We start from the raw sequence: 22,547 nt of genomic DNA, 5'->3' as shown, positions 1-22,547 counted from the left end.
GATGCTTGCATTTGGCGCAAGCTGTTGCCCGACGGCACGCCGACGCGCTTTTTCCGGCGGTTAAAAGAATGGCCGACCAAGGGTTTGAGGCCATCATCGGAGGTGGCTTGTGACAGTGATTCTGATGCGATGAAAAAATGACCCGACAAATAGTGGATTGCGCGTCATATCCGTAGTGTCGAAATTGCGATGACTCGGCCCGACGCTACAGAGAGTGACTCTTCGGCAAGACTTGCCAGTACTCGGACAAACTGCCAAGATCTTGCCTCGAGGAGGCAGATCCCCCGGCCTCCCCATGAAAGAGGTATACAATGCGCGTCCTTCGCATGCTCAGCGTGACCGCCGCGGCCTCGGCCGCACTGACCATCGCTCTCACCGGTGTCGCGCTCGCGGACCCGCCCCCGCCGGGCAACTGCGGGACCGGCTTGGGTTATGAGAACAGCCGTTATGCCTATTGCGCCTCCGGTAACGGCTTCGTCCGGGTCAAGCTTACGTGCGCCAACGACTACACCAAGCGGACCACCATCTACGGAAAATGGGTGCCAGTGCCGAACGTGCCTCCCAGCACTGTCAGTTCTGCGCGGTGCACCAGCAGCTATCCCTACGTGATGAGCGTCGGGTACGAAACCAAGCCTCTTTAGTTTCCGACCGTAGAGACAGGCCGCTGGAAAGCCCTCGGACCGGCGTAAGCCGGCGCCGGGGGCTCCTTGACGTCTCAGGGGACGTTCCGCTGGTGAGGCTCAGCCGGTGACCACGCCCGTGTTCTGGCAGGCGGTCAGCAGCCAGCGGCCGTCCTGTTTGGACATCACGTACAGCGGAGCGCCCTCCTCGCCCGACGTCGTGTAGACCTGCCGTACCTTCACCGCCGCCACGTCCGGGCGGATGAAGGACACGTGGACCACCTCGTAGGTGACCTTGCCGTCCCAGTCGGCGGCGGGGAGAACCGCGCGGGTGAACTCGGAGATCGCGTCGAGGCCCAGGAGAACTCTGCCGCCGCTGGTCGTCCAGATCGCGTCGGGGTGGAAGAGGGAGAGGAACTCGTCGGGGTCCTTGTGCCGCTGGGAGTGCTCAACGGTGGCGACGACCTGGTGGATGGCTTCGAGGTCTGCGGCGTACGCCGTGGATCGCGTGCTCATGGACACCACCGTGCTTCCTCAAGCATGGTCGAGGTCAAGCTCATCCCCGGGCCGGGGCCTCTGCCGGGCCCTTGGCGAACCTGGTCAGCAGGTTGAGCGTGGCGCGACGGGTGAACGCGGAGGCCGCCCGCGTCACGCCGTGGCCGCACGCCTCGCCCTTCAGGCCGCACACCCAGCGCATCGTGCCGGAGGCGAACACCCCGGCACCGCTGGGGGCGACGTAGTAGGTGCTGTGGCTCACGGTGGCCCGGCCGGCGCAGTCGACCGGAGATTCGGCCAGCACCTCGATGTCGTCCGGTGAGCCGGGCGACACCTTGTCGGTCTCCACGCCGACCAGGCCGGGGAAGGTCGTGCCCCGGGTCCCCTCGAAGATCCAGTGGCCCGGCCTGCTCACCCGGTAGGCCGCCTCGGCCGGGAAGCAGTCGTACATCTGCCCGATCAGCGCGCTCTCCGGCTCCGAGCGCCGCCAGAGCGGGCACTGGGTCTCCTTGTCGCACATGATCATCCTGCCGTGCAGCCCGATCCGCCAGTAGACGGCGTTGGCCCCGAGGAAGGCGAGGTTCGCGCCCGCGTCACGGGCCCGGGTGACGGCCTCCCGCATCTGCGGCGACCAGTACTCGTCGTGCCCCAGCGACACCACGGCGCGGGCGCCGCGCAGCGCGCCGGGCCGCAGGTCGAGGCTGGTCAGGTAGGCCAGCGGCACCCCGCTCTGCTCGGCCAGCCGGATCGCGTCCCGTTCGAAGTCGAGGAAGAGCCGGGCGCCGGAGCCGTCGTAGGGGCGGTCGAAGGTGACCTTGCGTGACCGGTTCTCGAATCCGCCGGGGCCGGTGTAGAGGCTGCGGCCGCCCCAGCGGTTGTAGGCCTGCCAGGTGGTGACCGCGTTGACGAGCACCACCCGGCCCTCGGCCGAGGCCGAGCGCACGGTGATCGGGACGTACCGCTGGCCGCCCGTGGAGGCGTCCAGCCGCACCAGGTAGGCGCCCTCGGCCCAGCCGGTGGTGTCGACGGTGAGCGAGGGCTTCCAGTGGGCGGCGGTCACCATGCCCTCGACGGTCCGCGGCGGGGGCTGCCGTCTGCCGCCGGTCCTCGGGGAGCGCCAGACCCGTACCGGTCGAGCGCCCATCCGGAACGCCGTCGCGGTGAAAAGCGGCGCGGTGGTGGAGACGAGCAGCCGGAACCGCTCCCCCGGCAGCACGCTGACGCGGTCGGCGTAGCCCTCGATCTCGTGCTCGTCGCCGCGTGCGGTGATGCGCCACCGCGCGGGCTCGCCGGGCGGCGCCTGGGCGGGCGTGGCCCGTCCGGGGGCGGAGGCGGTCGCCGGGGCGGGCCCGGAGGCGACGGGCGCGGGGGCCGGGGCGGCGCAGCCGGCGGCGAGCAGGACCAGGACGGCGAGGACGTGACGCACGGTCGCCCATGCTTCCGCCCGATCGCGGCCGGGCGCCGGACCTTGGCGAAGTGCTTACCCGTCGCGGACCGAACCCCGGTCCAGCCGGCCGGGCGCCGCGGCCGCCGTCCCGCTCGACCACAGGCGCTCCATGACGGCGGCGACGGCCTCCTGCCCGCCCGCCCACTCGGGCGGGTCCGGGGCCGGGGGGAGGTGCCCGACCGGCAGCAGGTAGAGCGACGCCTCGTCCACGCCGTCGACGTCCAGGATCGCGTGGACCTCGTCGTCGACGAACCCGCCGATCGGGACCGCGCCGCAGCCGAGCGCGGACGCGACGAGGAGCACGTTCTGCGCCACATGGCCGATCTCCAGCACCACGAACCGGTAGGCGCGTTCGCCGTACTTCAGCGTGGTCCGCCCGAAGACGGCGGTGAGCACCAGCGTCGCGGCGGCCGTCTTGAGGATCTCCGGGTAGGACGAGGCCTCCGCCAGCCGTCCGGGAGCCGTGGCGTCCAGGTCGAGCGCTTCCAGTACGTGGTCGTTGGCGCGGTAGTGGTAGACGCCGGGTTCCAGGCCGTCCACCGCGCGTGCGATCACGTAGATCTCGGTGGGGTGCAGGCCGCCCGCCGAGGGCGCGGCGCGCAGGGTCGTCCGCTCCGCGTCACCGGCGCCGTCGGGCAGCCCCGCCGACAGCATGAGCAGGGCCGCGAGGTCCGGCACGGTGAGGGGCCGCGCGGAGAACCGGCGCACCGACCGGCGGGCGGCTATGGCCTGGTGCAGCGGCATGTCCAGCGGTTCCGGCCGGGGCAGCGCGATCACCTGCGCGCCGCCGTACCGTTTGCCGGGACGTCTGGTCAGCCGCCGGAAGGAGGGGCTGTTGCCGACCGTCGCCACCCGCCAGCCGAAGCTCCGGTCGTGGCGGCGTTGTTTGCTGTTCTCGTGGTAGAGCTCCGCCAGGCTCGAACCGATCGTCAGCGAGTCCATGATCACCTTACGGGTACGGGTGCGGTGCGCGGTTGAGGTCCCCGGGACCGGACGGGCGCGGGCAGGGCGCGTCGGGGTGTCCGGCGTAGAGCCGGTGGCCGCCGAGCAGCGGCCGGCTCTCGTCCGCGTACAGCGGTTGCAGCCCGGGGACCAGGACCTTCACCACGTGATAGCCGCACCCGGCGACGTCGGGCGTGGTGAGGTCCACGGTGAGGGCCTCGAGGCCGGCCGCCCCCAGCCGCCCGAGCACGGCGTCGATCGCGGTCCGGTGGTCGGCGGGAGGTTCCCCGCCGGCCGGGAGCGGGACCACCGGGCGGTCCAGGAACGGCTCCAGGGCCCGCGCGGACCCTCCTGACGCGTAGTGGAAGACGTGGTCCTCGAAGGTGGTGAGCTCGTCCGCGGGCGGCGCCGGGGAGCCGGCCCGGGTCCTGCACAGGTATTTCGCCCATTCCCGGGTCTGGGCCGCCTCGACGAGCGCCTTCAGCACGGCCTTCGCCGGATCGTGGTGCGCCGCCCCGCCCGCGCACGCGATGGGCGGGTCCTGCCGGTGGTCCAGGAGCAGGCACATGAACGCCGGCACGCCGAGGTCGGTCGTCATGTCCAGGACGTGGTAGTCCAGCCCCGGCCGGCGTAGCCGGGCCGTGTACACCTCGGCGATCGCGGGATGCGACAGGAGGTCGACGCGGCCGAGCGGCAGTTCGCGCAGCCAACTGATCATGAAGGCGTCCCGTTCGATCGCCTCGTACAGGCCGCTGAGCACCGCCTCGGCCCGCGAGGCGGCGCAGGCGAGCCCCGTCGAGATGGCGGGACCGATGATGTGCTCCTCCACGTCCTGGCCCTGCGGGAGGTACGGCAGATGGACCAGGCAGGCCGGGACGTGGGACCAGGCGGCTCGGCTCAGGGAGTACGCCCGCAGCCAGGCGATGGGGGTGTCGTCGTCGAAGTGCGGCGCGTGCTCGGCCTGGTCCCGGTGGAACAGGGCGTACTCCGCGGGCCCCGGCGGCGGGTGGCCGCCGGCCGCGAGCCCGCGCCAGGTCGCCACGGTGACCTGGTCCGGCTGGGAGAACGCGGCGCAGTAGCGTTCCAGCCCTTCCCCGATGGCGGCGGCCCGCGCCGCTTCCCTGGTCAGCCCGGCTCCGCCGTTCTGGTCGTAGCAGGAGCCCGCGCCCAGCGCGGCGCTGTCGGCCATCCGCACCGAGCTGTTGAAGATCCGCGGTTCGCCGGCGCCGAGGGGAAGGTCGAGGACGTGGGCGATGATGCCGGTGCGGCTGTCGACCGGGCCGGGCGTGGCCGCCGGTGGCGCCTTCACTGGACGCCTTCCACGTCCCACACCTGGAGGGCCGGGCGGTCCCTGGACGGCAGGCCGCAGGACCGGCAGCGCGGCACGCGCAGGACCGGATGCAGCGTCGTGGTGCTGGACAGCACGTCAATCGCGAGGAGCCCGTCTACGGTCGTGGCGGGCGCGAACCCGGTGATGAGCTTGACCACTTCGAGAGCCACCAGCGACAGCCCGGGGACCACGGCGAGGAAGGGCGGCGCCGCGCCCTCACCCCAGATGTGCTCGACCAGCGCCGCCTCCTCGTATCGCGTGAGGTGACTGCGGCGCCGATCGTCGAAGCAGGTCCAGCAGGCGCTGCGTCCCGGCAATACCGTCGGCCCGATCAGCACCTCCAGGCCGACCGTGCGGCAACTGGTCCACGGCGTCCCTGACGACATCACCGCCCTGTTGACGGATTCGTACTCGGCCGGCCGGAACACGTCGCCGGCCAGGACCACCGCGTCACACCGTTCCAGCAGGTCCTGCCACGTTCCCGAGCCGGCGGGAACGGCGCGGCAGTGCGGACTGGTCTGCCCGACCAGCTCGCAGACCACCTCGGCGCTGGGCCGTCCCCGGTGGCGCAGGTCGTACCAGGCGTCGGCGCGGGCCGCCTCCTCGGCCACCGGCCCGTCGTCCACGCACACCAGCTCGCCGACCCCGGACGCCGCCAGGTCCCTGGCGACCTGGGAGCCGAGCCGGCCGCACCCCAGGACGGCCACGACGGCCTCCCGCAGGCGCGCCTGGTAGTGCGAGCCCGACGCGGGCACGTCCGGCCGGGACGGCAGAGTCGAGTCGGAGGCCGCGGAGAAGTGGCCGAAGAAGTCGGCCTGCTGCCGCCACCACCGCTGTTCCCCGGCGGTCAGCGCGGTGCACTCCGGAGGCCCGTCCCGCAGCACCCCCTGCGTGTGCAGGGCGCCCAGCAGGTCGTCGACCAGCGCCGGACGCGCGTCGTGGCCGTCGAGCTGGGCGCGGATGTCCTCGATCCTCCGCGTGCCGTCCAGGAGCGGCAGCAGCCGCTGGAGCAGTCCTGGCGCCACGTGGTCGAGGGCGAACGACCGCGTCAGCGAGTCGAGCCGGACCGTGCCCGACGGCGTGGTGGACACCCGGTACCAGCCGGGCACCCACGGCCGCGCCGGCAGCGTGTCGTTCCTGGGCAAGGCTTCCACTCCGTCAGATCGCGCTGGTGCTGGTGCTGGAGCAGCCGTGGCAGGAGGTGCTGCAACTGCAGCTGCCGCCGCCGTGCGAGGCCCGGGCCTGCAGCCGCGCGAAGCTCGCGATCTCGGCGGCGAGCCGTCCGTGACCGCGCAGCGTCGCCATCTCCTCGGAGTCGTAGATGTTCATCGACGACTCGTCGTGCAGGAGCGACGCGTGCGCGAAGTCGGAGATCGAGAGCACCTGCCGGATGGACACCTCGGCCAGCGACGCCTGCGTGCCGACGTCGGGCGCCGAGCCGACCAGCGCCTCGGCTCCCTGATTCAGCAGCTCGGCGGCCCCGTACTCGGTGGAGACCACCTGTTCGTCGACGACGAACAGCGTGGAGAAGGCGCGGATGGACGTACGGTCCTCCATGAGGACGCGGACGGCCACGGCGAACCCGCCCTGGGAGACGCTGAGGCCGGCGTGCTGCGAGAGGTCGTCCGAGACGAACGGGAGGATCCCGACGGCGAAGCCCGCCTGGTTCTCCTCGCTGTAGATGTTCACCACCCGCGCCCGCTCGGGCATCGCCCGCATGCCGAGGCGTTCCAGCTCGTCGCGCAGGATGCCCGCGGTGGTGGAGTCGCGCAGGGCGCTTTCGATGAAGGGCATGCCGAGTTCGATGTCGAGCTCGGTGATCGTGCCGGCCATCTCGCCTCCGATCCCCGGTCGTCGGTGTCCTCGCCTATGGAGGCTCGGATGGTTCGTTTCCCGGCCTTCCCTGGTCGTACCGCCGCTGTTGGTAAGGACTTCGCCGGTGAGTCATCATCGGCCGGACGGCCGGGGCCTGCTGCCGCGCGGGTGCGGCGCCCGCGCCGGGCCGCTCACGCCGTGCCGGGCAAACCCGGCGTAGATCCTGGCGTCGGGGCGGCGTACCGGCGGGGCGGCCTCAGGCCCCGCGAGGTCGCCGGGGCGTCCCGCGCGTCCTCATCCGGCCGTCCGCGGCCGGCGCGTTGCCGCGGCCACATCCCCGGCTTACCCTCCCGGCCGTGATCTGCGGGAGCGTGGTCGCGGACCACTGCGCGGCGGCAGGAGGCCGGGGTCCGGCTCGCGCGTGGTCAGCCAGTGCCGCAGCACGCGGCGGAACAGCTCCGGGTCCTCGGCGCTCCACTGGTGCCCCACCCCGGGCACGGTCCGCGCGAGCGACTCCGGCGCCCGGGAGGTCACCTCGCTCAGCGCCCGGTGCAGCGCCCCGGGCTCCCGCTCCCCCGCCAGCATCAGGATCGGCGCCCGCGTACGCCGCAGTCCCTCCAGGTCCGCGGCCGGCACCCCCGCGTAGATCTGCTGCAGCACCCGCCGCGCCGAGGCGCGGTCGATCCCCACGCCGGTCTCGACGAAGACGCCGACCGAGTCCTCAGGCAGCCGGAACGCGCGCGCCATGACCCGCCAGTACGAGCGCGAACCCCACCACCGGACCTGGGCGAGCCCCAGCGTCCTGGCCACCGCGCCCAGCCCGCGCAGCGGAGCGCCGGAGAGCAGCGCGCTGCTGACGAGGCCGGGATGGCGGGCCACGAGGACGGTGCCGACCACGGCGCCCAGGGAGAGCCCGACCAGGTGCGCGCGTCCGCCATGGGCGCGTTCCCTGATGAGGTCCGCCATCGCGTCCGCCACGCCGGCGACGGTGGTCCAGGGCACGCCGTTCGACGCGCCGAACCCGGGAAGGTCGGGGATCAGGACGTGGTGATCGGGCAGCGACGCGGCCTGCTCGTGCCACGACCAGCCGGCGACATTGCCGCCGTGCAGGAACAGGACGCTCTCGCCGGCGTCGGGCCGGTCCTCGCGCACGGCGGTCACAGCGCCTCCTCGAGTTCGTCGAGCCAGCGGAGCTCGGCCTCGTGATGGACGATGCCGTTGCGTACCGTCATCGCGCGCAGCCGCTCGGCGAGAGTCGTCGCGGGCGCCTCGATCGCCCGGAACGCGTCGAGCCGCTGCCTGATCAGGGCCCGGCGCTCGCGCGCGAGCGTCCGTACGAGCTCGGTGTCCCCGGCCCGGCCCGCGAAGAAGATCCTGACCAGGAACGCCTCACGCGGCGACTCGATGGGAGGCGGGGAGCGCAACCAGGAGTCCAGCTCGGCGGAGCCGGCCTCGGTCAGCCGGTACACGTGCCGGTCCGGGCGGGACCGCTGGGAGATGACGTCCTCGTGCACCAGTCCTTCGGCGTGCAGGACGCCGAGGGTGCGGTAGATCTGCGACCGGTCGGCCGCCCAGAAGTGCTGGGCGGTGGCGTCGAAGGTCTTCTTGAGGTCGTATCCGCTCATCGGCCGCAGGTCGATGAGGCCGAGGATGGCATGCTTGAGGGACATATCACATAGTCTACATCACACCTATCTTCTGCGGGGGCTCAGCGGGGCGCTCTACCTGGCAGGTCATCGACCTCGCGGGGAGTGCGCGGGAAAATGGCCGGACATGACGGAACGATCACTACTGTTCGCGATGACCCGGAGGGGACGATGACCGCGCCATCCATGTCCGAGTTCGACGCCGACTCCCGCACCGATCTCGTGGCCGCCGGCCTCTATGCGGGCCTCGTCACCGATCGCTGGCATGCGCTCGGCGGTGGTCCGAACGGTGGCTACCTGATGGCGATGTGCCTGCGTGCGCTGAAGCGGGAGATGCCGTTCCCCGACGTGCTCGTCAGCTCAGCCTTCTTCCTGCGCCCCGCGGTCGCCGGACCGGCGGAGTTGCGCACCGAGATCATCCGGACCGGGCGGCGGGTCGCCACGGGCCAGGTCGTGCTGTCGCAGGAGGGCAAGGAGCGGCTGCGGGCGACGGCCACCTTCGGCACCCTCGACATGGCCGACGGGCGTACGCTCGTCACCGGGGAGCCGCCGGTCCTCCCGGACCCGGCTGACTGCGTAGACCCGCTCGGCGGCCAGGCGCTGGACGGTGTCAGCATCACCGAACGGGTGGAGTTCCGGTTCGCCGAGATGCCCGGCTGGTGGCAGGGGAAGCCCACCGAGGAGGCCGTCATGGAGTTCTGGATGCGTTTCCGGGACGGAAGCCACGCCGAGCTGGACGCGTTGCCCCTGCTGCTGGATGCCGCGCCTCCGGCCGTGCTGGCCGTCGGCGAGTTCGCGTCCGCGACGCTCGAACTGACCGCGCATCTGCGGGCCAGGCCCGCTCCTGGCTGGCTCGCCTGTCGCGCCACCACACGTCACCTGATCAACGGATACCACGAAGAGGATTTCGAGATCTGGGATGCCAAGGGCATCCTCGTCGCCCAGGGGCGGCAGCTCGCCATGCTCCCGTGATCGGCTTCCCGTACCGGCCGAGGCTCATCGCTTGCACGCGGGTAGGTGAACGGCGATGCTGAGCCCGCCCGCGGGGCGCAAGGTGATGGTGAGTGTCCCGTCGTGCGCGCGGGTGATGCTCTTGACGATGGCCAGGCCGAGTCCGACGCCCGCGTGGTCGCCGCGTACTCGTCCCGTGCCGCGCTGGAACGGTTCCGTGAGCGCCGGGACCACCTCGGGAGGCAGGTGCTCACCGGTGTTCTCGACGGTGAGCGCCTCGGGGCCGATGCCGGTCCTGATCCACACGGTTCCCCGCACGGGCAGGTTGTGGACGATCGCGTTGTGCAGCAGGTTCGTCGCCAGCTGCAGCAGGAGCGCCTGCGACCCCTCGACCGGGGTGATCTCGCCTGAGGTCTCGATCGTGACCCCGCGTTTCTCCGCGAGCGGGAGCAGTGTCTCGACGGCCTCTTCCACGACCAGGGACAGGTCGACGCGTTCCCGTGCGAAGGATCTCTGGTCGGCGCGGCTGAGCATGAGGAGCGCCTCGGTGAGGTCGATCGCCCGGGTGTTGACGACGTGAAGGCGTTCGACGAGTTCGCCGGTGTCACGGCCGGGATCGCGGCGGGCCACGTCGAGAAGCGTCCTTGAGATCGCCAGCGGGGTGCGGAGTTCGTGCGAGGCGTTGGCCGCGAATCGCCGCTGCTCGGCGACGTGCGCTTCGAGCCGTACGAGCATGGCGTCGAAGGCGTCGGCGAGTTCGCGGAACTCGTCCGCGCGGCCGGGCAGCCGGATCCGGTGGGAGAGCGACCCGTTCGCGGCCAGGCGCGTGGCGTCGGTGATGCGGGTCAGAGGTGCGAGCATGCGCCCGGCGAGAATCCATCCTCCCAGCAGGCCGAACACCAGCAGTGACGCCATCACGGCGGCCGCCGCGGGGGCGAAGGCCCCCAGGAGGAGGGTGCGGTTGGGCGCCACGTGGAGCAGGGCGGGCCAGCCGTCGGGCACGTACCGGAGGAGGAACACCCACACGGCGGCGAGCAGCAACGCGCCCGCGAGCATGAGGAACCCGGCGTAGCTGAGAGTGAGCTTGAGCCTGACGCTCATCCCGCGCGCCCTATCCACCCTCGCCTCCCGCGTCGATGCGGTAGCCGACGCCGGGCACGGTGGCGATGAGCCACGGCTCGCCGAGCCGTTTGCGCAGCGCCGAGACCGTGATGCGGACGGCGTTGGTGAAGGGGTCGGCGTTCTCGTCCCACGCCCGCTGGAGGAGTTCTTCCGCGCTGACGACACCGCCTTCGGCGGCGACGAGGACTTCGAGCACGGCGAACTGTTTACGGGTGAGCGCGACGTAGCTGCCGTCGCGGTGGACCTCGCGGCGGAACGGGTCCACGCGCAGGCCGGCGATCTCGTGTACGGGCGGCCTGTTGTGCGCGCGCCTGCGGTCGAGCGCCCGGAGGCGGAGCACGAGCTCCTGGAGTTCGAAGGGCTTGGTGAGGTAGTCGTCGGCCCCGAGCCCGAACCCGCGGGCCTTGTCGTCGAGCCGGTCGGCGGCGGTGAGCATGAGGATGGGCAGGCCGCTGCCCGAGGCCACGATGCGCCTGGCGATCTCGTCGCCCGAAGGGCCGGGGATGTCGCGGTCGAGGACGGCGATGTCGTAGGCGTTCACGCTCAGCATTTCCGTCGCGGTGTCGCCGTCACCGGCGATGTCGGCGGCGATCGCCGCCAGGCGCAGCCCGTCGCGGATGACCTCCGCCAGGTAGGGCTCGTCCTCGACGATCAGCACGCGCATGCACCTGATGGTAGGAGCCCGGGCGTATCGCCGGCGTATCGGAAACCGCATACGTGCTGACAACACCGCGCCGCTTTGACTGCGGGCATGGCTTACAGCGAAGCGAGGCCCCGGCGGTGACCGGCTCACGGCATGACCCGGCCCCGCGGCTTCCCCGGAAGGCCGCGAGCCCCGACGCGGTGGCCGCCCGCGCGCGGAACCTGACCAAGACCTACGGCCGGGGCGAAACCCGGATCCACGCACTGCGCGGCATCGACCTCGACGTCCCGCGCGGCGGGTTCACCGCGATCATGGGCGCGAGCGGATCCGGCAAGTCCACGCTGATGCACTGCCTGGCCGGACTCGACCAGCCCAGCGGCGGCACCGTCACGGTGGCGGGCACCGACCTCGGATCGCTCGACGACGACGGGCTCACGATCTTCCGTCGCGAGCACGCCGGCTTCGTGTTCCAGTCGTTCAACCTGCTGCCGATGCTCACCGCGGCCGAGAACATCGTGCTCCCGCTCGAACTGGGCGGCCGCCGGGTCGACGACGCGGCACGCGAGCGCGTGTACCTCCTCGCCGACGTCCTCGGCGTGGCCGGCAGGCTCGCTCACCGGCCCGCCGAGCTGTCCGGCGGCCAGCAGCAGCGGGTCGCGATCGCGCGCGCCCTGATCACGCAGCCGGACCTGCTGTTCGCCGACGAGCCCACGGGAAACCTGGACAGCGCCACGTCGGCGGAGGTGCTGGACCACCTGCGCCGCTCGGCACGCGAACTCGGCCAGACCGTCGTGATGGTCACCCACGAGCGGGACGCGGCGGCGTACGCCGACCACGTGGTCACCATGCGGGACGGGCGGATCGCCTGATGCGCACCGTCCTCCTCGCGTCGCTGCGCACGTACATCCGCAGGTACGTCGCGGCGGCGGTCGCGGTCACCGTCGCCGTCGCCTTCGTCGTGGTGGTCGGCATGCTCGCCTCCGGCGCGCGAAGCGGGCTCATGGACGGACTGGGGGCGCCGTACCGCAACGCCGAGCACGTGGTCTCCCCCGAGCGGTGGCCGTCGTCCGAGCTGGACCCGGAGGCCGTGATCGCCTTCACCGAGCGGCACGGCGGGAACGCGTCCGCGATCGGCCGGGCGACGCTCCCGGCGCGCGCCGGGACCCGGCAGCTCTCGGACACGACGACCGTGGGGCCGATCTCCACCTCGCGGGTGTGGCGCTGGCAGGAGCTCAGCTCGGGCCGTTTCCCCTCACGTACGGGCGAGGCCGCCGTGGACGTGTACGCCGCCTTGGCCGAGGACCTCGCGGTCGGCGACCGGATCACGATCGGGGCGGGAGCCGCCGCGGCCGACGTCCAGGTGGTCGGTCTCGTGGAGTCGCCCTCTCCCCCGGCCCAGGCCTCGATGTACGTCACCTGGCCCCAGTTGCTGCGGTGGCGCGAGCACCTCCATCTGGGCTCGGTGGCGGTGCGCGGCGAGGTGGGACCGCTCCCCGAAGGCGCGCGGTCGCTGTCGCCGGAGGCGTTCACGGCTGAGCGGCTGACCCACGTGCAGAACAGGGTCGACAGCCTGTCGGTGATGTCGCTGTCGTTCGCCGGCATCGCGCTCTTCGTCTCGATCCTCGTCATCGCCAACACCTTCTCCATCCTGTTCGCGCGGCGACTGCGCGACTTCGCGCTGCTGCGCTGCGTCGGCGCGACCCGGCGGCAGGTGGTGCGCGCGGTACGCCGCGAGGCGGCCGTCGTCGGCGTGCTCGCGTCGCTGACCGGGACACTGGTCGGCGCCGGTCTCGGCTACGGGCTGATCGCCCTGATCGACGCCCTCGCCTCCGCCGTGCCGATGGGCGCCGCCGAACTGCCCGTGCCGTGGCTGCTGGGAGGGTTCGCCGTCGGCCTGGCGGTCACCATGGTCGCGTCCTGGTCGCCGACCCGGCGCGTGGTCCGGGTGAGCCCGCTGGCGGCGCTGCGCCCGGACGCGGGGCTGGAAGCGCGCACCCGCGGCGGCCTGGCGCGAGCCGCGCTCGCCGCGTTCCTGCTGGTCACCGGGCCGGTCCTGCTGGGGGTGGCGATGGCGGGGAGCGGCACGGCGCTCATGCTGGCAGGCGGAGGATCGGTGTTCGCCGGGGTGCTGCTCCTCGGCCCGGTGCTCGTCCCCCGCCTGGTCCGGATCGCGGGCGCGCCGCTCGGCCCCACCGGACGGCTCGCGGCCCGGAACGCCGCGCACCATCCGCGCCGGACCGCCACCACCACCGCCTCCCTGCTGGTCGGCGTCACCCTGACGGTCGCCGTGCTCACCGGGACGGACACCTGGCGTACCTCCCTGCATGAGCAGATCGGCAGAGACCACCCCGTCGACATCACGTTCACCTCGCCCGAGGGTCCGCTCACCCGTGACCTCCTCACCCGGATACGCCGCACTCCCGGTGTGGAGCGGGCGATTCCCGTGTACGGCGTCGTGGCCCAGGTGTCCGGGCTGCGCGACCCGATCCCGGTCGTCACCGCGCCCGCCGCCGGGCAGGTGGCCCGCGACGGCGGAGTGTTCGCACGGGTCGAGCCGGGGAAGATCATGATCGACTCCGACGCCTTCGGCAAGGGCCTGACCCTGCGGCCGGGCGACCGGGTCACGGTGCGCGCCGGCGACCGGCGGGCCCGGCTGCAGGTGGCCGCCGGCACCGGCTGGGGCCCGGCGGGCGTGGTCGCGCCCGAGACGCTGGCCACGCTGACCGGCGCCCCCGAGCCGCGTGCCGTCTGGATCCGCGCCACCACCGGCGCCGACCCGACCCGGCTCGGCGCCGGCCTGGACGAGCTGGCCGATCCCGTCGGCGCGACGATCGAGAACGGCCTGCGCACGTGGGAGTCGCTGGACCAGCAGCTGCGGATCTACACCTGGGCGGCGCTCGGCCTGCTCGGCATCGCCATCGTGATCGCGCTGATCGGGATCGCGAACACCCTCGGGCTCTCCGTACTCGAACGGGCCCGAGAACACGCGATGCTGCGCGCGCTCGGGCTCACCCGCGGGCGGCTCAGGCGGATGCTGGCGGCCGAGGCCCTCCTGCTGTCGCTGGTGGCCACCGTGCTCGGCACCGTGCTCGGCGTCGGGTTCGCCTGGGCCGCCTGCGAGACGATCGTGAAACCGGCCCTCCGCGACGCCGCCATGCACGTCCCGTGGCTGTCGCTCGGCGTCGTCGTCCTCGTCGCCGCCCTGGCCGGACTCCTCTCCGCCGTTCTCCCCGCACGACGGGCCGCCCGGGTGAGCCCGGTCGCAGGACTGTCACTCGACTGACGGCGCGTCGGCCACGCTGCTGTAGTCGGCGAAGCCCCGGGGGGCCGCCACGTACACGGTCATGCGGAGCATCCGCACGTGGTCCAGGCTGCCGACGTGGGCGTGCAGGTGCGCGAGCGCGTTGGCGACCGCCTGGCGGGCCGGCGCGGAACGCTGACGGAACAGAGCGTCCCGGCAGTCCTCAGGGCCGTCTTTTCGGGGCGGCCGTTCTCAGCGAACCTGCAGGCCGGTGACCGCGCGGCCGATGATGAGGCGCTGGATCTCCGACGTCCCCTCGAAGATGGTGTAGATCTTGGCGTCGCGGTGGAAGCGCTCCACCGGGTGCTCGCGCGTGTAGCCGGCGCCGCCCAGGATCTGGATGGCCTGTTCGGTCACCCACACCGCCGTCTCCCCCGCGACCAGCTTCGACATCGACCCCTCGGCCTGCTCGAAGCGCTTGCCCTGGCGGGCCATCCAGGCCGCGCGCCAGGTCATCAGGCGGGCGACGTCCACCCGGGTCGCCATGTCCGCCAGCAGGAAGGCGATGGCCTGGTTCTCGCCGATCTTGCGGCCGAACTGCTCGCGCTCGCGGGCGTAGTCGCGGGCGTACTCGAAGGCGGCCCTGGCGATGCCGACGGCCATGGCGGCGACCGTGGGGCGGGTGGTCTCGAAGGTGCGCATGGCCGCCTGCTCGCCGGCCCGCTCGCCGTTGCGGACGCGGGCCAGGCGGGCGTCCAGCTTCTCCTTGCCGCCCAGCAGGCACGATCCGGGTACGCGCACGTCCTCCAGGACGACCTCGGCCGTGTGGGAGGCGCGGATGCCGTGCTTCTTGAACTTCTGCCCCATCGACAGGCCGGGGGTGCCGGGCGGGATGATGAACGACGCCTGGCCGCGGGTGCCGAGGGCGGGGTCGACGGAGGCGACGACGATGTGCACGTCGGCGATGCCGCCGTTGGTGGCCCAGGTCTTGACGCCGTTGATGACCCAGTCGCCCTGGTCGTACACGGCCCTGGTACGGATGGCGCCGACATCGGAGCCGGCGTCGGGCTCGGAGGCGCAGAAGGCGCCGAGCTTGACGTCGTTCTCGGTGCCGAACATCTCCGGCAGCCACTGGCCCGCCTGCTCGGGCGTGCCGTTGCCGGAGAGCGCGGCGGCGGCCAGGCAGGTGCCGACGATCGACAGGCCGATGCCGGCGTCGCCCCAGAACAGCTCCTCGAACACGACAGGCAGCCCGAGCCCGCTGTCCTCCAGCCACTGGGTGGCGAAGAAGTCCAGCGAGTACAGGCCGATCTTGGCGGCTTCCTGGATGACCGGCCAGGGGGTTTCCTCGCGTTCGTCCCATTCGGCGCCTGCGGGGCGGATCACTTCACGCGCGAAGTCGTGGACCCAGTCCCGCACCTCGATCACGTCCTGGCTGAGGTCCAGACTGAAGCCGCTCATGTGCTCCCCCTGATGTGTCCCTGGCGAGCCCGCTGAACCGGCTCGCGCCGCCAGCATGCTACCGGCCAGTAGGCTCAGTCCGGAAGCATCGCCGCGTCAGAGGCGGCGCCGCAGCAGACAGAACTCGTTGCCCTCAGGGTCGGCCAGGACGTGCCACTGCTCGTCGCCCTTCTGCCCGACGTCGGCGGGGACGGCGCCCGCCGCCAGCAGCCGCTCCAGCTCGGCCTCCTGGTCGCGGTCGGTGGGGTTGACGTCGATGTGCAGGCGCAGCTTCTCCCGCTTGGGCTCGTCCGACGGACTGAACACCAGCGTGGGCTGCAACCCGCCGAACCCCTCCTCCGGCCCGATCTCCACCGCGCCGTCCTCCCGGCCGAGCACCTTGAAGCCGAGGATCTCGCACCAGAACGCCGCCAGCCGCTCGGGGTCGCGGCAGTCGAGCACCAATTCACTGATCCGGCAAGCCATGTCCTGCCGTTTACCCCGGCGCAGCCGCCCCACACGCCCCTCCCGGCGTCCGGCCTCACCGCCAGGTGCCTGAGCCGCCCACGACGAGCTGTCTGGACCGTTGCACGAGGCTCGGACGTGCGACGAGCTGCGATTACAGCGTTCTTGAAGCGCCCTGCCGCATCATGGGCCAGGCGTCTCAGGTGGAGCGTCCCTGGAACCTCGGAGGCTTCCATGCCCGAAATCGTGCTGCTGTCCGACCCGCGGATCTCCGAGGTGCCGGTGGATGAGTGCGGTGAACCCCTGGTGGACCTGCGCACGCTGGAGGCCGTCCGGGTCGACGGGCGCCTCGCCGACCCGGAGGGCGCGTTCGCGCACGTCCGGCTGAGCGTGGCCGACCGCCTGATCGCCGCCCAGACCCGGCTGCCGCGCACGCTGCGCCTGCTGATCGTGGAAGGGTTCCGGCCGGCGCCGCTGCAGCGGCGCTACTTCGCCGAGTCCGTGGCCGCGCACCTGGCCGGCCATCCCGGCTGGGACGAACGGCGGGCGCACGTGGAGGCCAGCAGGTACGTCTCGCCGCCCGAGGTGGCCCCGCACGTCAGCGGAGGGGCGGTCGACCTGACCCTGTGCACCGCCTCCGGCGTGGAGGTGCCGATGGGCACACAGGTCAACGCCACGCCGCCGGAGAGCGACGAGGCGTGCTACACCGGCTTTCCCGGCATCTCCCCCGAGGCCCGCCGCAACCGCGACGTCCTGGGCGAGGCGATGACGTCCGCGGGGTTCGTCAACTACCCCACGGAGTGGTGGCACTGGTCCTACGGCGACCGCTACTGGGCGTTCAGCACGGGCTCCCGCTCCGCCCGCTACGGCCCCGCCTCCTGACCGCCGCAGCGCAGCGTGGTGAACATGGGCGGGCGTTCGCCGATGGAGACGTCGCTGCTGACGACCCGGTGGCCGTCGCCGTCGCGGCGGAACTGGTCCAGGCGGCACGACAGGCCGTGGCAGCGGCCGAGCTTGCCCTGGCGCAGCAGCCGGGAGTGGGCGGCCAGCATGATCTGGGCCGCCATGCCGCCCAGGGCCTCGGTCGTCTGCGGGGCGTGCTCGCGGGAGCCGAGGTCCACCTGGGCGAACGCGTCCAGGCCGGCCAGGTCCAGCAGGTCCACGAGGAGCCCGAACTCGACCCCGTACCGGGTGAGGAACGGCACCCGCTCCAGCGCGGTGCGGCGGCCGGCGTACTCGCCGGCGAGCGGCTGGACGAAGCCGGCCAGCTCGGGCCAGTGCAGGTTGATGAGCGGGCGGGCGACCAGTTCGGTGACGCGGCCGCCTCCGTTGGAGACGCCGTCGAGCGGCCGGTCGTAGCAGCCCTTGGCGTAGGCGACGGTGCCGTCGGTGAGGAGCGGGCCGAGCAGGCCGCTCACCAGCGAGGAGCGGAAGCCGCGGATGTCGGCGTCGACGAACGCCACGATGTCGCCGCTGGTGACGGCGAGCGACTTCCACAGCGCCTCGCCCTTGCCGTCGAGGGGGCGCAGCTGGGGCAGGATCGAGTCCTGGGCGTGCACCTCGGCGCCGGCCCTGGCGGCGACGGCCGCGGTGTCGTCGGTGGAGCAGGAGTCGATGACGACGACCTCGTCCACCACGTCGGCGAGTTCGCGCAGGATGACGCCGACGATGTGACCGACGGTGTCACGCTCGTCACGGGCGGGTAGGACCACACTGACGGAGGTCTGCCCTTTCGCCTCGGCGAGTTCGCCCACCGGCCAGTCCGCCGCGCTCGACGTGCGGCGGCGGAACCAGCTCTGAACTTCAGGCAGCATGCCACCACCCCCGTTCATCCACTGGTTCCTGCCCTGGGCGGGTCAGCCTGTGACGGCGTGGCGTTCCAAGAATGTGTAAACATCCGCCTCGTCCACACCCGGGAAGGAGCCGGGCGGCAGGGCGGCGAGCACGTGCGAGTTGGCGCGGGCCGACGGCCAGGCGTAGCCCTCCCAGCGCTCGGCCAGCTGGGTGGGCGGGCGGCGGCAGCAGTCGCCGCTGGGGCAGGTGGACTTGGTGCGGCTGGTGGTCTCGCGGCCGCGGAACCAGCGCGACTCCTTGAACGGCACGCCGAGCGTGATGGCGAAGTCGCGCTCCCGCGACGGGTCGACGTGCGCGACGCAGAAGTAGGTGCCGGTCGGCGAGTCGGAGTACTGGTAGTAGACGGAGAACCGGTCGGGTGAGGCGAACACCTGACGGCCCGACCACTGCAGGCACATCCGCTGGCCCTCGATGGCGCCCTGCTCGTCGGCGGGGAAGACGATGCCGTCGTTCTCGTACGCCTTGTAGATGATGCCGCCGGCGTCATTGCGGACGAAGTGGCAGACGAGGCCGAGGTGGTGGGTGGCGAGGTTGGTGAAGCGGTGGGCGGCCATCTCGTAGGAGACGGCGAACACGTCGCGCAGGTCCTCCACCGACAGCGCCCGGTCGGCCTTGGCCTCGCGCAGGAAGACGGCGGCGGCCTTCTCCGGTACGAGCACGGCGGCGGCGAAGTAGTTGGCCTCGGTGCGCTGGCGCAGGAAGTCGGCGAAGTCGCGGGGCTTGGCGTGGCCGAGCGCGAGGTGGCCGAGCGTCTGGAGCAGGATGGTGCGCGGGGTGTGCATGCCGAGCTGCTCGTGTTTGACGTAGATGCGGCGGTTGCGCATGTCGGTGATGGAACGCACCGATCGCGGCAGGTCCTGGGCGGTGTGCACGGTGTAGCCGAAGTGCGTCACCAGGCTCTGGATCATGCTCTGCGACAGCGCGCCGGCGCGGTAGCCGACGGCGGCGAGCGCCTCGGCGGCGGCCTGCTCGATCTCGGGGAAGTAGTTGCCCAGCTCGCGCTGGCGGCGGCGGAGCTCGGCGTTGGCGGCCCTGGCCTCCTCGGGGGTGGCGGTGCCGCGCGCCTCGCGGGCGCGCAGCTCGCCGTAGAGGCCGAGGATGTGCTCCAGCACATCGTTGGGCACGCGGGCGGAGACCTTGAGCCGGGGCAGGCCGAGGCCGGCGTAGAGGGGGTCGCGCTGGGCCTCTTCGAGGGCGATCTCCAGCTGGGCGCGGCGGTTGGGCGGCTGGCGGCGCAGCAGCTCCTCGACGGGGACGTTGAGCGCCGAGGCGAGCGACTTGAGCAGGGAGAGCTTGGGCTCGCGCTTGCCGTTCTCCAGCAGGGAGAGCTGGCTGGGCGCCCTGCTGACGCGCTCGCCCAGGTCGGACAGGGTGAGGCCGCGCTGTTTGCGCAGGTGACGCAGGCGCTGCCCGAACGCGAGGAGATCGAGCTCATGCGTCAAAGTCAGCGGTTCTTCACCCAGCAAGGACGCCATGCCCGCATCTTAGTCGGAAAATCCGCTCATCTTCTAGACGCCGGAGAGCGCTCCACGCCACTGTGGGCCCCGACGGACGACCCCTCTGACCAGTGGTCTAGTCCAACGGGAAAACTCGCTATTTCTTCTCGCACGAATACCGGCCAGTAGTTCCTGAAGAGAGAAGAATCACCAATCTTCTCTGACGGATCGGTTGTCGCTCCCGCTCGCCAGGGCACAAACTCGACATAAGCCCCAGGGGACGACAAAGGAGTGAACCAATGAACGATCGCCTCAAGGGAGCCGCTGAGCAGCTGCGGGACGAGTGGGAGAACAACCCGCGCTGGGCCGGCATCGAGCGCACCTACAGCGCCGAGGACGTGGTCCGGTTGCGCGGGAGCGTCCAGGAGGAGCACACGCTCGCCCGGCTCGGCGCCGAGCGGCTGTGGAACCTGCTGCACACCGAGGACTACGTCAACTCCCTCGGCGCGCTGACCGGCAACCAGGCGGTCCAGCAGGTCAAGGCCGGGCTGAAGGCCATCTACCTGTCCGGCTGGCAGGTCGCGGCCGACGCCAACCTGGGCGCGCAGACCTACCCCGACCAGAGCCTGTACCCGGCCAACTCCGTGCCGGCCGTGGTGCGCCGCATCAACAACGCGCTGCTGCGCGCCGACCAGATCACCTGGTCCGAGGGCCGGCAGGACGCCCCGCACTGGCTGGCGCCCATCGTGGCCGACGCCGAGGCCGGGTTCGGCGGCGTGCTCAACGCCTTCGAACTCATGAAGGGCATGATCGCCGCCGGCGCCGCCGGCGTGCACTGGGAGGACCAGCTCGCCTCCGAGAAGAAGTGCGGCCACCTCGGCGGGAAGGTGCTCATCCCGACCGGCCAGCACATCAAGACCCTCAACGCCGCCCGCCTCGCCGCGGACGTCGCCGGAGTCCCCAGCCTCGTCATCGCGCGGACCGACGCCCAGGCCGCGACGCTCCTGACCAGCGACGTGGACCCGCGCGACCAGGCGTTCTGCACCGGCGAGCGCACCGCCGAGGGCTTCTACCGGGTGCGCAACGGCATCGAGGCGTGCATCGCCCGCGGCCTGGCCTACGCCCCGCACTCCGACCTGCTCTGGATGGAGACCGGCACGCCCGACCTGGACGTGGCCCGCGAGTTCGCCGAGGCGATCAAGGCCGAGTACCCGGACCAGATGCTCGCCTACAACTGCTCGCCCTCCTTCAACTGGAAGGCGCACCTCGACGACTCGACCATCGCCAAGTTCCAGCGCGAGCTCGGGCACATGGGGTACAAGTTCCAGTTCATCACCCTCGCCGGGTTCCACTCGCTGAACTACTCGATGTTCAACCTCGCCCAGGGGTACGCGACCGACGGCATGACCGCGTACGTCGACCTGCAGGAGGCGGAGTTCGCCGCCGAGGCGCGCGGCTACACCGCCACCCGCCACCAGCGCGAGGTCGGCACCGGCTACTTCGACCTGGTCAGCACGGCCATCTCGCCCGACTCCTCGACCACGGCGCTCAAGGGCTCCACCGAGGAGGAGCAGTTCGCCCACTGACCCCACGAACTCGCCGGACACCTCCAGGGCATGGGTGGTTCCCCCCGGCGAACGGCCGCGCCAGACCTGTCCCCGGTCCGGCGCGGCCGACCCATGTCCGGGCCGTGCACTGGTGGACGCAGCTCAAGGACGGCACCGCCCAGATCTGGGCCGCCCCCTCGACGGCGGGAAGGCCCGGCTTCTCGGCGGCCGAGCACGGGACCGGCTTGCACCTGCTGGCGTGGCCATGGATCGGCACGCCCGGCCCGTACGGCCAGGTGGAGGGGCCCCCTTCGGCCTGATCCGCAACGTGGAGACCGGCGCGACCGACCGCGCCGTGACACGGGAGGGAGAGGAGCCGGCCCGCTGCGGCCTGACCCTCTGCGCCGGCAGGTCCGGGAGCACCGCCTTCCGCCGGCTGCGCGACGGCTCCCAGCAGAAGGAGCTGCCGGGCGGCTTGGCGCATACGCCGCCCGCCCTGGATCGCTTCCACGTCACCAGTGTCCGCTACGGCGAGCGCTCCGCCGGGATCGTGCTGTTCGAGGGACACGCTGCGCGTGGTCGACGCGACGAGGATCAGGTGAGTGCGGCGGCCTCCTCGGCCTCGACCTGCTTGTTCCAGTCCTTCTTGACCGCGCGCCACGACTCGTCGTCCGCCCCGGCCCGCCAGTAGCCGGAGATCGACAGGTGTTCCATCGGGATGCCCAGGCCGACCCGCAGGTGGCGGCGGAGCTGCTTGACGAACCCCGCCTCGCCGTGCACGAACGCGTGCACCTGGCCGGGCGGGACGTCGAAGGCGCGCACCGCCTCCACCAGCGCCTCCCCCACGGGGCGGTCGCGCCGGTACAGCCAGGCCACCTCGACGTCGCCGGGGCTGCTCAGCTTGATCTCCTCTTCGGGCCCCGCCACCTCGATGAACGCGAACGCCCGCGCCCCATCGGGCAGCGCCTCCAGGGACGCGGCGATGGCGGGCAGCGCGCTCTCGTCGCCGGCGAACAGGTGCCAGTCGGCCTCAGGGCTCGGCGCGTACCCGCCGCCGGGGCCGAGCATCAGCACCTCGTCGCCCGGCCGGGCGGCGGCCGCCCACGGGCCGGCCAGGCCCTGGTCTCCGTGATAGACGAAGTCGAGCGTCAGCTCGCGGGTGTCGGGGTCCCAGGCTCGCACGGTGTAGGTGCGCAGCCGCGGCCAGAACTCGCGCGGCATGGTCTCGCGCACCTGCTTGACGCTGAACGGCTGAGGGTATTCGACGCCTTCGTGCGGGAACACGATCTTCACGTAGTGGTCGGTGTGGCCGGAGGTGGCGAAGTCGCGGAGCCCGTCGCCACCGACGATGACCCGGATCATGTGCGGCGCGATGCGCTCGGTACGCAGCACGACGCCTCGGTGATGATCCGTCGGCTTACCGGTCATGCGGACAGCTCCTTGCTTAGGTATGGCTAACCTACACTCTGCCTTCCATGCAGCGTCAGCGCGACGTGAAAACAGCACGTTCGCCCCCTGCCCCCGCCCCGGCGGTCGATTCGTCCCGTATCACC

General features: G+C 71.9%; 22 protein-coding genes. 7 read left to right on the top strand and 15 right to left on the bottom strand.

Translation table 11 applies throughout. The features are described 5' to 3' along the window. The first annotated feature begins 326 nt into the window (after positions 1-326). Positions 327-641 carry a hypothetical protein gene (locus ACQEUU_RS18485; protein ID WP_433067540.1) on the top strand — a complete coding sequence of 105 codons (315 nt, stop codon included), beginning with the start codon at positions 327-329 and terminating at the stop codon, positions 639-641. A 99-nt stretch (positions 642-740) separates the two neighbouring features. Here ACQEUU_RS18485 and ACQEUU_RS18480 read toward each other — a convergent pair whose 3' ends face one another. The 8 genes from ACQEUU_RS18480 to ACQEUU_RS18445 form a co-directional block, all read right to left on the bottom strand. Further along, a complete protein-coding gene (locus ACQEUU_RS18480) occupies positions 741-1,136 on the bottom strand; it encodes an SgcJ/EcaC family oxidoreductase (RefSeq protein ID WP_433067537.1) in 396 nt (131 codons plus the stop codon). A gap of 40 nt (positions 1,137-1,176) precedes the next feature. Next, positions 1,177-2,541 carry a N,N-dimethylformamidase beta subunit family domain-containing protein gene (locus ACQEUU_RS18475; RefSeq protein ID WP_433067534.1) on the bottom strand — a complete coding sequence of 455 codons (1,365 nt, stop codon included), beginning with the start codon at positions 2,539-2,541 and terminating at the stop codon, positions 1,177-1,179. A 54-nt stretch (positions 2,542-2,595) separates the two neighbouring features. Further along, entirely contained in the window at positions 2,596-3,504 is a 909-nt protein-coding gene (locus tag ACQEUU_RS18470; RefSeq protein ID WP_433067532.1) for a SagB/ThcOx family dehydrogenase, read from the bottom strand. Between the two features lie 7 nt (positions 3,505-3,511). After that, positions 3,512-4,813, bottom strand: a complete 1,302-nt coding sequence (locus tag ACQEUU_RS18465; RefSeq protein ID WP_433067529.1) for a YcaO-like family protein — start codon at positions 4,811-4,813, stop codon at positions 3,512-3,514. Continuing rightward, a complete protein-coding gene (locus tag ACQEUU_RS18460; RefSeq protein ID WP_433067527.1) occupies positions 4,810-5,979 on the bottom strand; it encodes a TOMM precursor leader peptide-binding protein in 1,170 nt (389 codons plus the stop codon). The genes ACQEUU_RS18465 and ACQEUU_RS18460 overlap by 4 nt, the downstream gene beginning before the upstream one ends. 13 nt (positions 5,980-5,992) lie before the next feature. After that, positions 5,993-6,667, bottom strand: a complete 675-nt coding sequence (locus tag ACQEUU_RS18455; protein WP_433067525.1) for a hypothetical protein — start codon at positions 6,665-6,667, stop codon at positions 5,993-5,995. Positions 6,668-6,991: 324 nt separating this feature from the next. Next, positions 6,992-7,810 (bottom strand): alpha/beta fold hydrolase, encoded by an 819-nt coding sequence (locus tag ACQEUU_RS18450; RefSeq protein WP_433067522.1) that lies wholly within the window; start codon positions 7,808-7,810, stop codon positions 6,992-6,994. Next, positions 7,807-8,319 carry a PadR family transcriptional regulator gene (locus ACQEUU_RS18445; protein ID WP_433067520.1) on the bottom strand — a complete coding sequence of 171 codons (513 nt, stop codon included), beginning with the start codon at positions 8,317-8,319 and terminating at the stop codon, positions 7,807-7,809. The genes ACQEUU_RS18450 and ACQEUU_RS18445 overlap by 4 nt, the downstream gene beginning before the upstream one ends. Positions 8,320-8,466: 147 nt before the next feature. On the opposite strand from ACQEUU_RS18445, the gene ACQEUU_RS18440 reads away from it, so the two are divergent. After that, positions 8,467-9,267 carry a thioesterase family protein gene (locus ACQEUU_RS18440; protein WP_433067518.1) on the top strand — a complete coding sequence of 267 codons (801 nt, stop codon included), beginning with the start codon at positions 8,467-8,469 and terminating at the stop codon, positions 9,265-9,267. Positions 9,268-9,291: 24 nt separating this feature from the next. On the opposite strand, the gene ACQEUU_RS18435 is transcribed toward ACQEUU_RS18440, so the two are convergent. Further along, a complete protein-coding gene (locus tag ACQEUU_RS18435) occupies positions 9,292-10,347 on the bottom strand; it encodes a sensor histidine kinase (protein WP_433067516.1) in 1,056 nt (351 codons plus the stop codon). Positions 10,348-10,357: 10 nt separating this feature from the next. Beyond that, complete coding sequence (locus ACQEUU_RS18430) at positions 10,358-11,032, bottom strand: response regulator transcription factor (protein ID WP_433067513.1); 675 nt, start codon at positions 11,030-11,032, stop codon at positions 10,358-10,360. 116 nt (positions 11,033-11,148) lie between these two features. On the opposite strand from ACQEUU_RS18430, the gene ACQEUU_RS18425 reads away from it, so the two are divergent. After that, the gene (locus tag ACQEUU_RS18425) at positions 11,149-11,880 is read left to right on the top strand and encodes an ABC transporter ATP-binding protein (protein WP_433067510.1); all 732 of its coding nucleotides are present in this window, start codon (positions 11,149-11,151) and stop codon (positions 11,878-11,880) included. Then, positions 11,880-14,294, top strand: a complete 2,415-nt coding sequence (locus ACQEUU_RS18420; protein ID WP_433067507.1) for an ABC transporter permease — start codon at positions 11,880-11,882, stop codon at positions 14,292-14,294. Before ACQEUU_RS18425 ends, ACQEUU_RS18420 begins: the two co-directional genes overlap by 1 nt. A 210-nt stretch (positions 14,295-14,504) precedes the next feature. Here the strand turns inward: ACQEUU_RS18420 and ACQEUU_RS18415 are convergent, their stop codons facing one another. Both ACQEUU_RS18415 and ACQEUU_RS18410 read right to left on the bottom strand, forming a co-directional pair. Continuing rightward, positions 14,505-15,713: an acyl-CoA dehydrogenase family protein gene (locus ACQEUU_RS18415; protein WP_433067505.1), complete on the bottom strand. Its 1,209-nt coding sequence runs from the start codon at positions 15,711-15,713 to the stop codon at positions 14,505-14,507. A gap of 96 nt (positions 15,714-15,809) precedes the next feature. After that, positions 15,810-16,178 (bottom strand): VOC family protein, encoded by a 369-nt coding sequence (locus ACQEUU_RS18410; RefSeq protein ID WP_433067502.1) that lies wholly within the window; start codon positions 16,176-16,178, stop codon positions 15,810-15,812. Positions 16,179-16,391: 213 nt separating this feature from the next. On the opposite strand from ACQEUU_RS18410, the gene ACQEUU_RS18405 reads away from it, so the two are divergent. After that, on the top strand, positions 16,392-17,039 hold the full coding sequence (locus ACQEUU_RS18405; protein WP_433067499.1) for a M15 family metallopeptidase: 648 nt from the start codon (positions 16,392-16,394) through the stop codon (positions 17,037-17,039). On the opposite strand, the gene ACQEUU_RS18400 is transcribed toward ACQEUU_RS18405, so the two are convergent. Together ACQEUU_RS18400 and ACQEUU_RS18395 are read right to left on the bottom strand one after the other, a co-directional pair. After that, positions 17,021-17,971 (bottom strand): glucosyl-3-phosphoglycerate synthase, encoded by a 951-nt coding sequence (locus ACQEUU_RS18400; protein ID WP_433067496.1) that lies wholly within the window; start codon positions 17,969-17,971, stop codon positions 17,021-17,023. The genes ACQEUU_RS18405 and ACQEUU_RS18400 overlap by 19 nt on opposite strands. Positions 17,972-18,013: 42 nt before the next feature. Further along, positions 18,014-19,486 (bottom strand): helix-turn-helix domain-containing protein, encoded by a 1,473-nt coding sequence (locus ACQEUU_RS18395; protein ID WP_433067493.1) that lies wholly within the window; start codon positions 19,484-19,486, stop codon positions 18,014-18,016. 260 nt (positions 19,487-19,746) lie between these two features. Here ACQEUU_RS18395 and aceA point away from each other — a divergent pair, with 260 nt between their 5' ends. Further along, positions 19,747-21,033, top strand: a complete 1,287-nt coding sequence (gene aceA, locus ACQEUU_RS18390; RefSeq protein WP_433067491.1) for an isocitrate lyase — start codon at positions 19,747-19,749, stop codon at positions 21,031-21,033. Between the two features lie 104 nt (positions 21,034-21,137). Then, entirely contained in the window at positions 21,138-21,314 is a 177-nt protein-coding gene (locus ACQEUU_RS18385) for a hypothetical protein (RefSeq protein ID WP_433067488.1), read from the top strand. Positions 21,315-21,588: 274 nt separating this feature from the next. Here the strand turns inward: ACQEUU_RS18385 and ACQEUU_RS18380 are convergent, their stop codons facing one another. After that, on the bottom strand, positions 21,589-22,422 hold the full coding sequence (locus ACQEUU_RS18380) for a siderophore-interacting protein (RefSeq protein ID WP_433067485.1): 834 nt from the start codon (positions 22,420-22,422) through the stop codon (positions 21,589-21,591). Positions 22,423-22,547: the final 125 nt, after the last annotated feature.

Source organism: Nonomuraea sp. CA-218870 (genome assembly GCF_050936535.1).
Taxonomy (GTDB): domain Bacteria; phylum Actinomycetota; class Actinomycetes; order Streptosporangiales; family Streptosporangiaceae; genus Nonomuraea; species Nonomuraea corallina.
The sequence above is the reverse complement of the archived record's forward strand: the minus strand, read 5'-3'. Positions and strand labels throughout refer to the sequence as shown.

What these genes read in the sequence shown, in the direction of transcription:
- ACQEUU_RS18455 (WP_433067525.1), bottom strand. Translation starts at nt 6,667, where the DNA reads ATGGCCGGCACGATCACCGAGCTCGACATCGAACTCGGCATGCCCTTC.
- ACQEUU_RS18440 (WP_433067518.1), top strand. Translation starts at nt 8,467, where the DNA reads ATGACCGCGCCATCCATGTCCGAGTTCGACGCCGACTCCCGCACCGAT.
- aceA (WP_433067491.1), top strand. Translation starts at nt 19,747, where the DNA reads ATGAACGATCGCCTCAAGGGAGCCGCTGAGCAGCTGCGGGACGAGTGG.
- ACQEUU_RS18485 (WP_433067540.1), top strand. Translation starts at nt 327, where the DNA reads ATGCTCAGCGTGACCGCCGCGGCCTCGGCCGCACTGACCATCGCTCTC.
- ACQEUU_RS18405 (WP_433067499.1), top strand. Translation starts at nt 16,392, where the DNA reads ATGCCCGAAATCGTGCTGCTGTCCGACCCGCGGATCTCCGAGGTGCCG.
- ACQEUU_RS18395 (WP_433067493.1), bottom strand. Translation starts at nt 19,486, where the DNA reads ATGGCGTCCTTGCTGGGTGAAGAACCGCTGACTTTGACGCATGAGCTC.
- ACQEUU_RS18480 (WP_433067537.1), bottom strand. Translation starts at nt 1,136, where the DNA reads ATGAGCACGCGATCCACGGCGTACGCCGCAGACCTCGAAGCCATCCAC.
- ACQEUU_RS18435 (WP_433067516.1), bottom strand. Translation starts at nt 10,347, where the DNA reads ATGAGCGTCAGGCTCAAGCTCACTCTCAGCTACGCCGGGTTCCTCATG.
- ACQEUU_RS18415 (WP_433067505.1), bottom strand. Translation starts at nt 15,713, where the DNA reads ATGAGCGGCTTCAGTCTGGACCTCAGCCAGGACGTGATCGAGGTGCGG.
- ACQEUU_RS18445 (WP_433067520.1), bottom strand. Translation starts at nt 8,319, where the DNA reads ATGTCCCTCAAGCATGCCATCCTCGGCCTCATCGACCTGCGGCCGATG.
- ACQEUU_RS18410 (WP_433067502.1), bottom strand. Translation starts at nt 16,178, where the DNA reads ATGGCTTGCCGGATCAGTGAATTGGTGCTCGACTGCCGCGACCCCGAG.
- ACQEUU_RS18400 (WP_433067496.1), bottom strand. Translation starts at nt 17,971, where the DNA reads ATGCTGCCTGAAGTTCAGAGCTGGTTCCGCCGCCGCACGTCGAGCGCG.
- ACQEUU_RS18380 (WP_433067485.1), bottom strand. Translation starts at nt 22,422, where the DNA reads ATGACCGGTAAGCCGACGGATCATCACCGAGGCGTCGTGCTGCGTACC.
- ACQEUU_RS18470 (WP_433067532.1), bottom strand. Translation starts at nt 3,504, where the DNA reads ATGGACTCGCTGACGATCGGTTCGAGCCTGGCGGAGCTCTACCACGAG.
- ACQEUU_RS18430 (WP_433067513.1), bottom strand. Translation starts at nt 11,032, where the DNA reads ATGCGCGTGCTGATCGTCGAGGACGAGCCCTACCTGGCGGAGGTCATC.
- ACQEUU_RS18420 (WP_433067507.1), top strand. Translation starts at nt 11,880, where the DNA reads ATGCGCACCGTCCTCCTCGCGTCGCTGCGCACGTACATCCGCAGGTAC.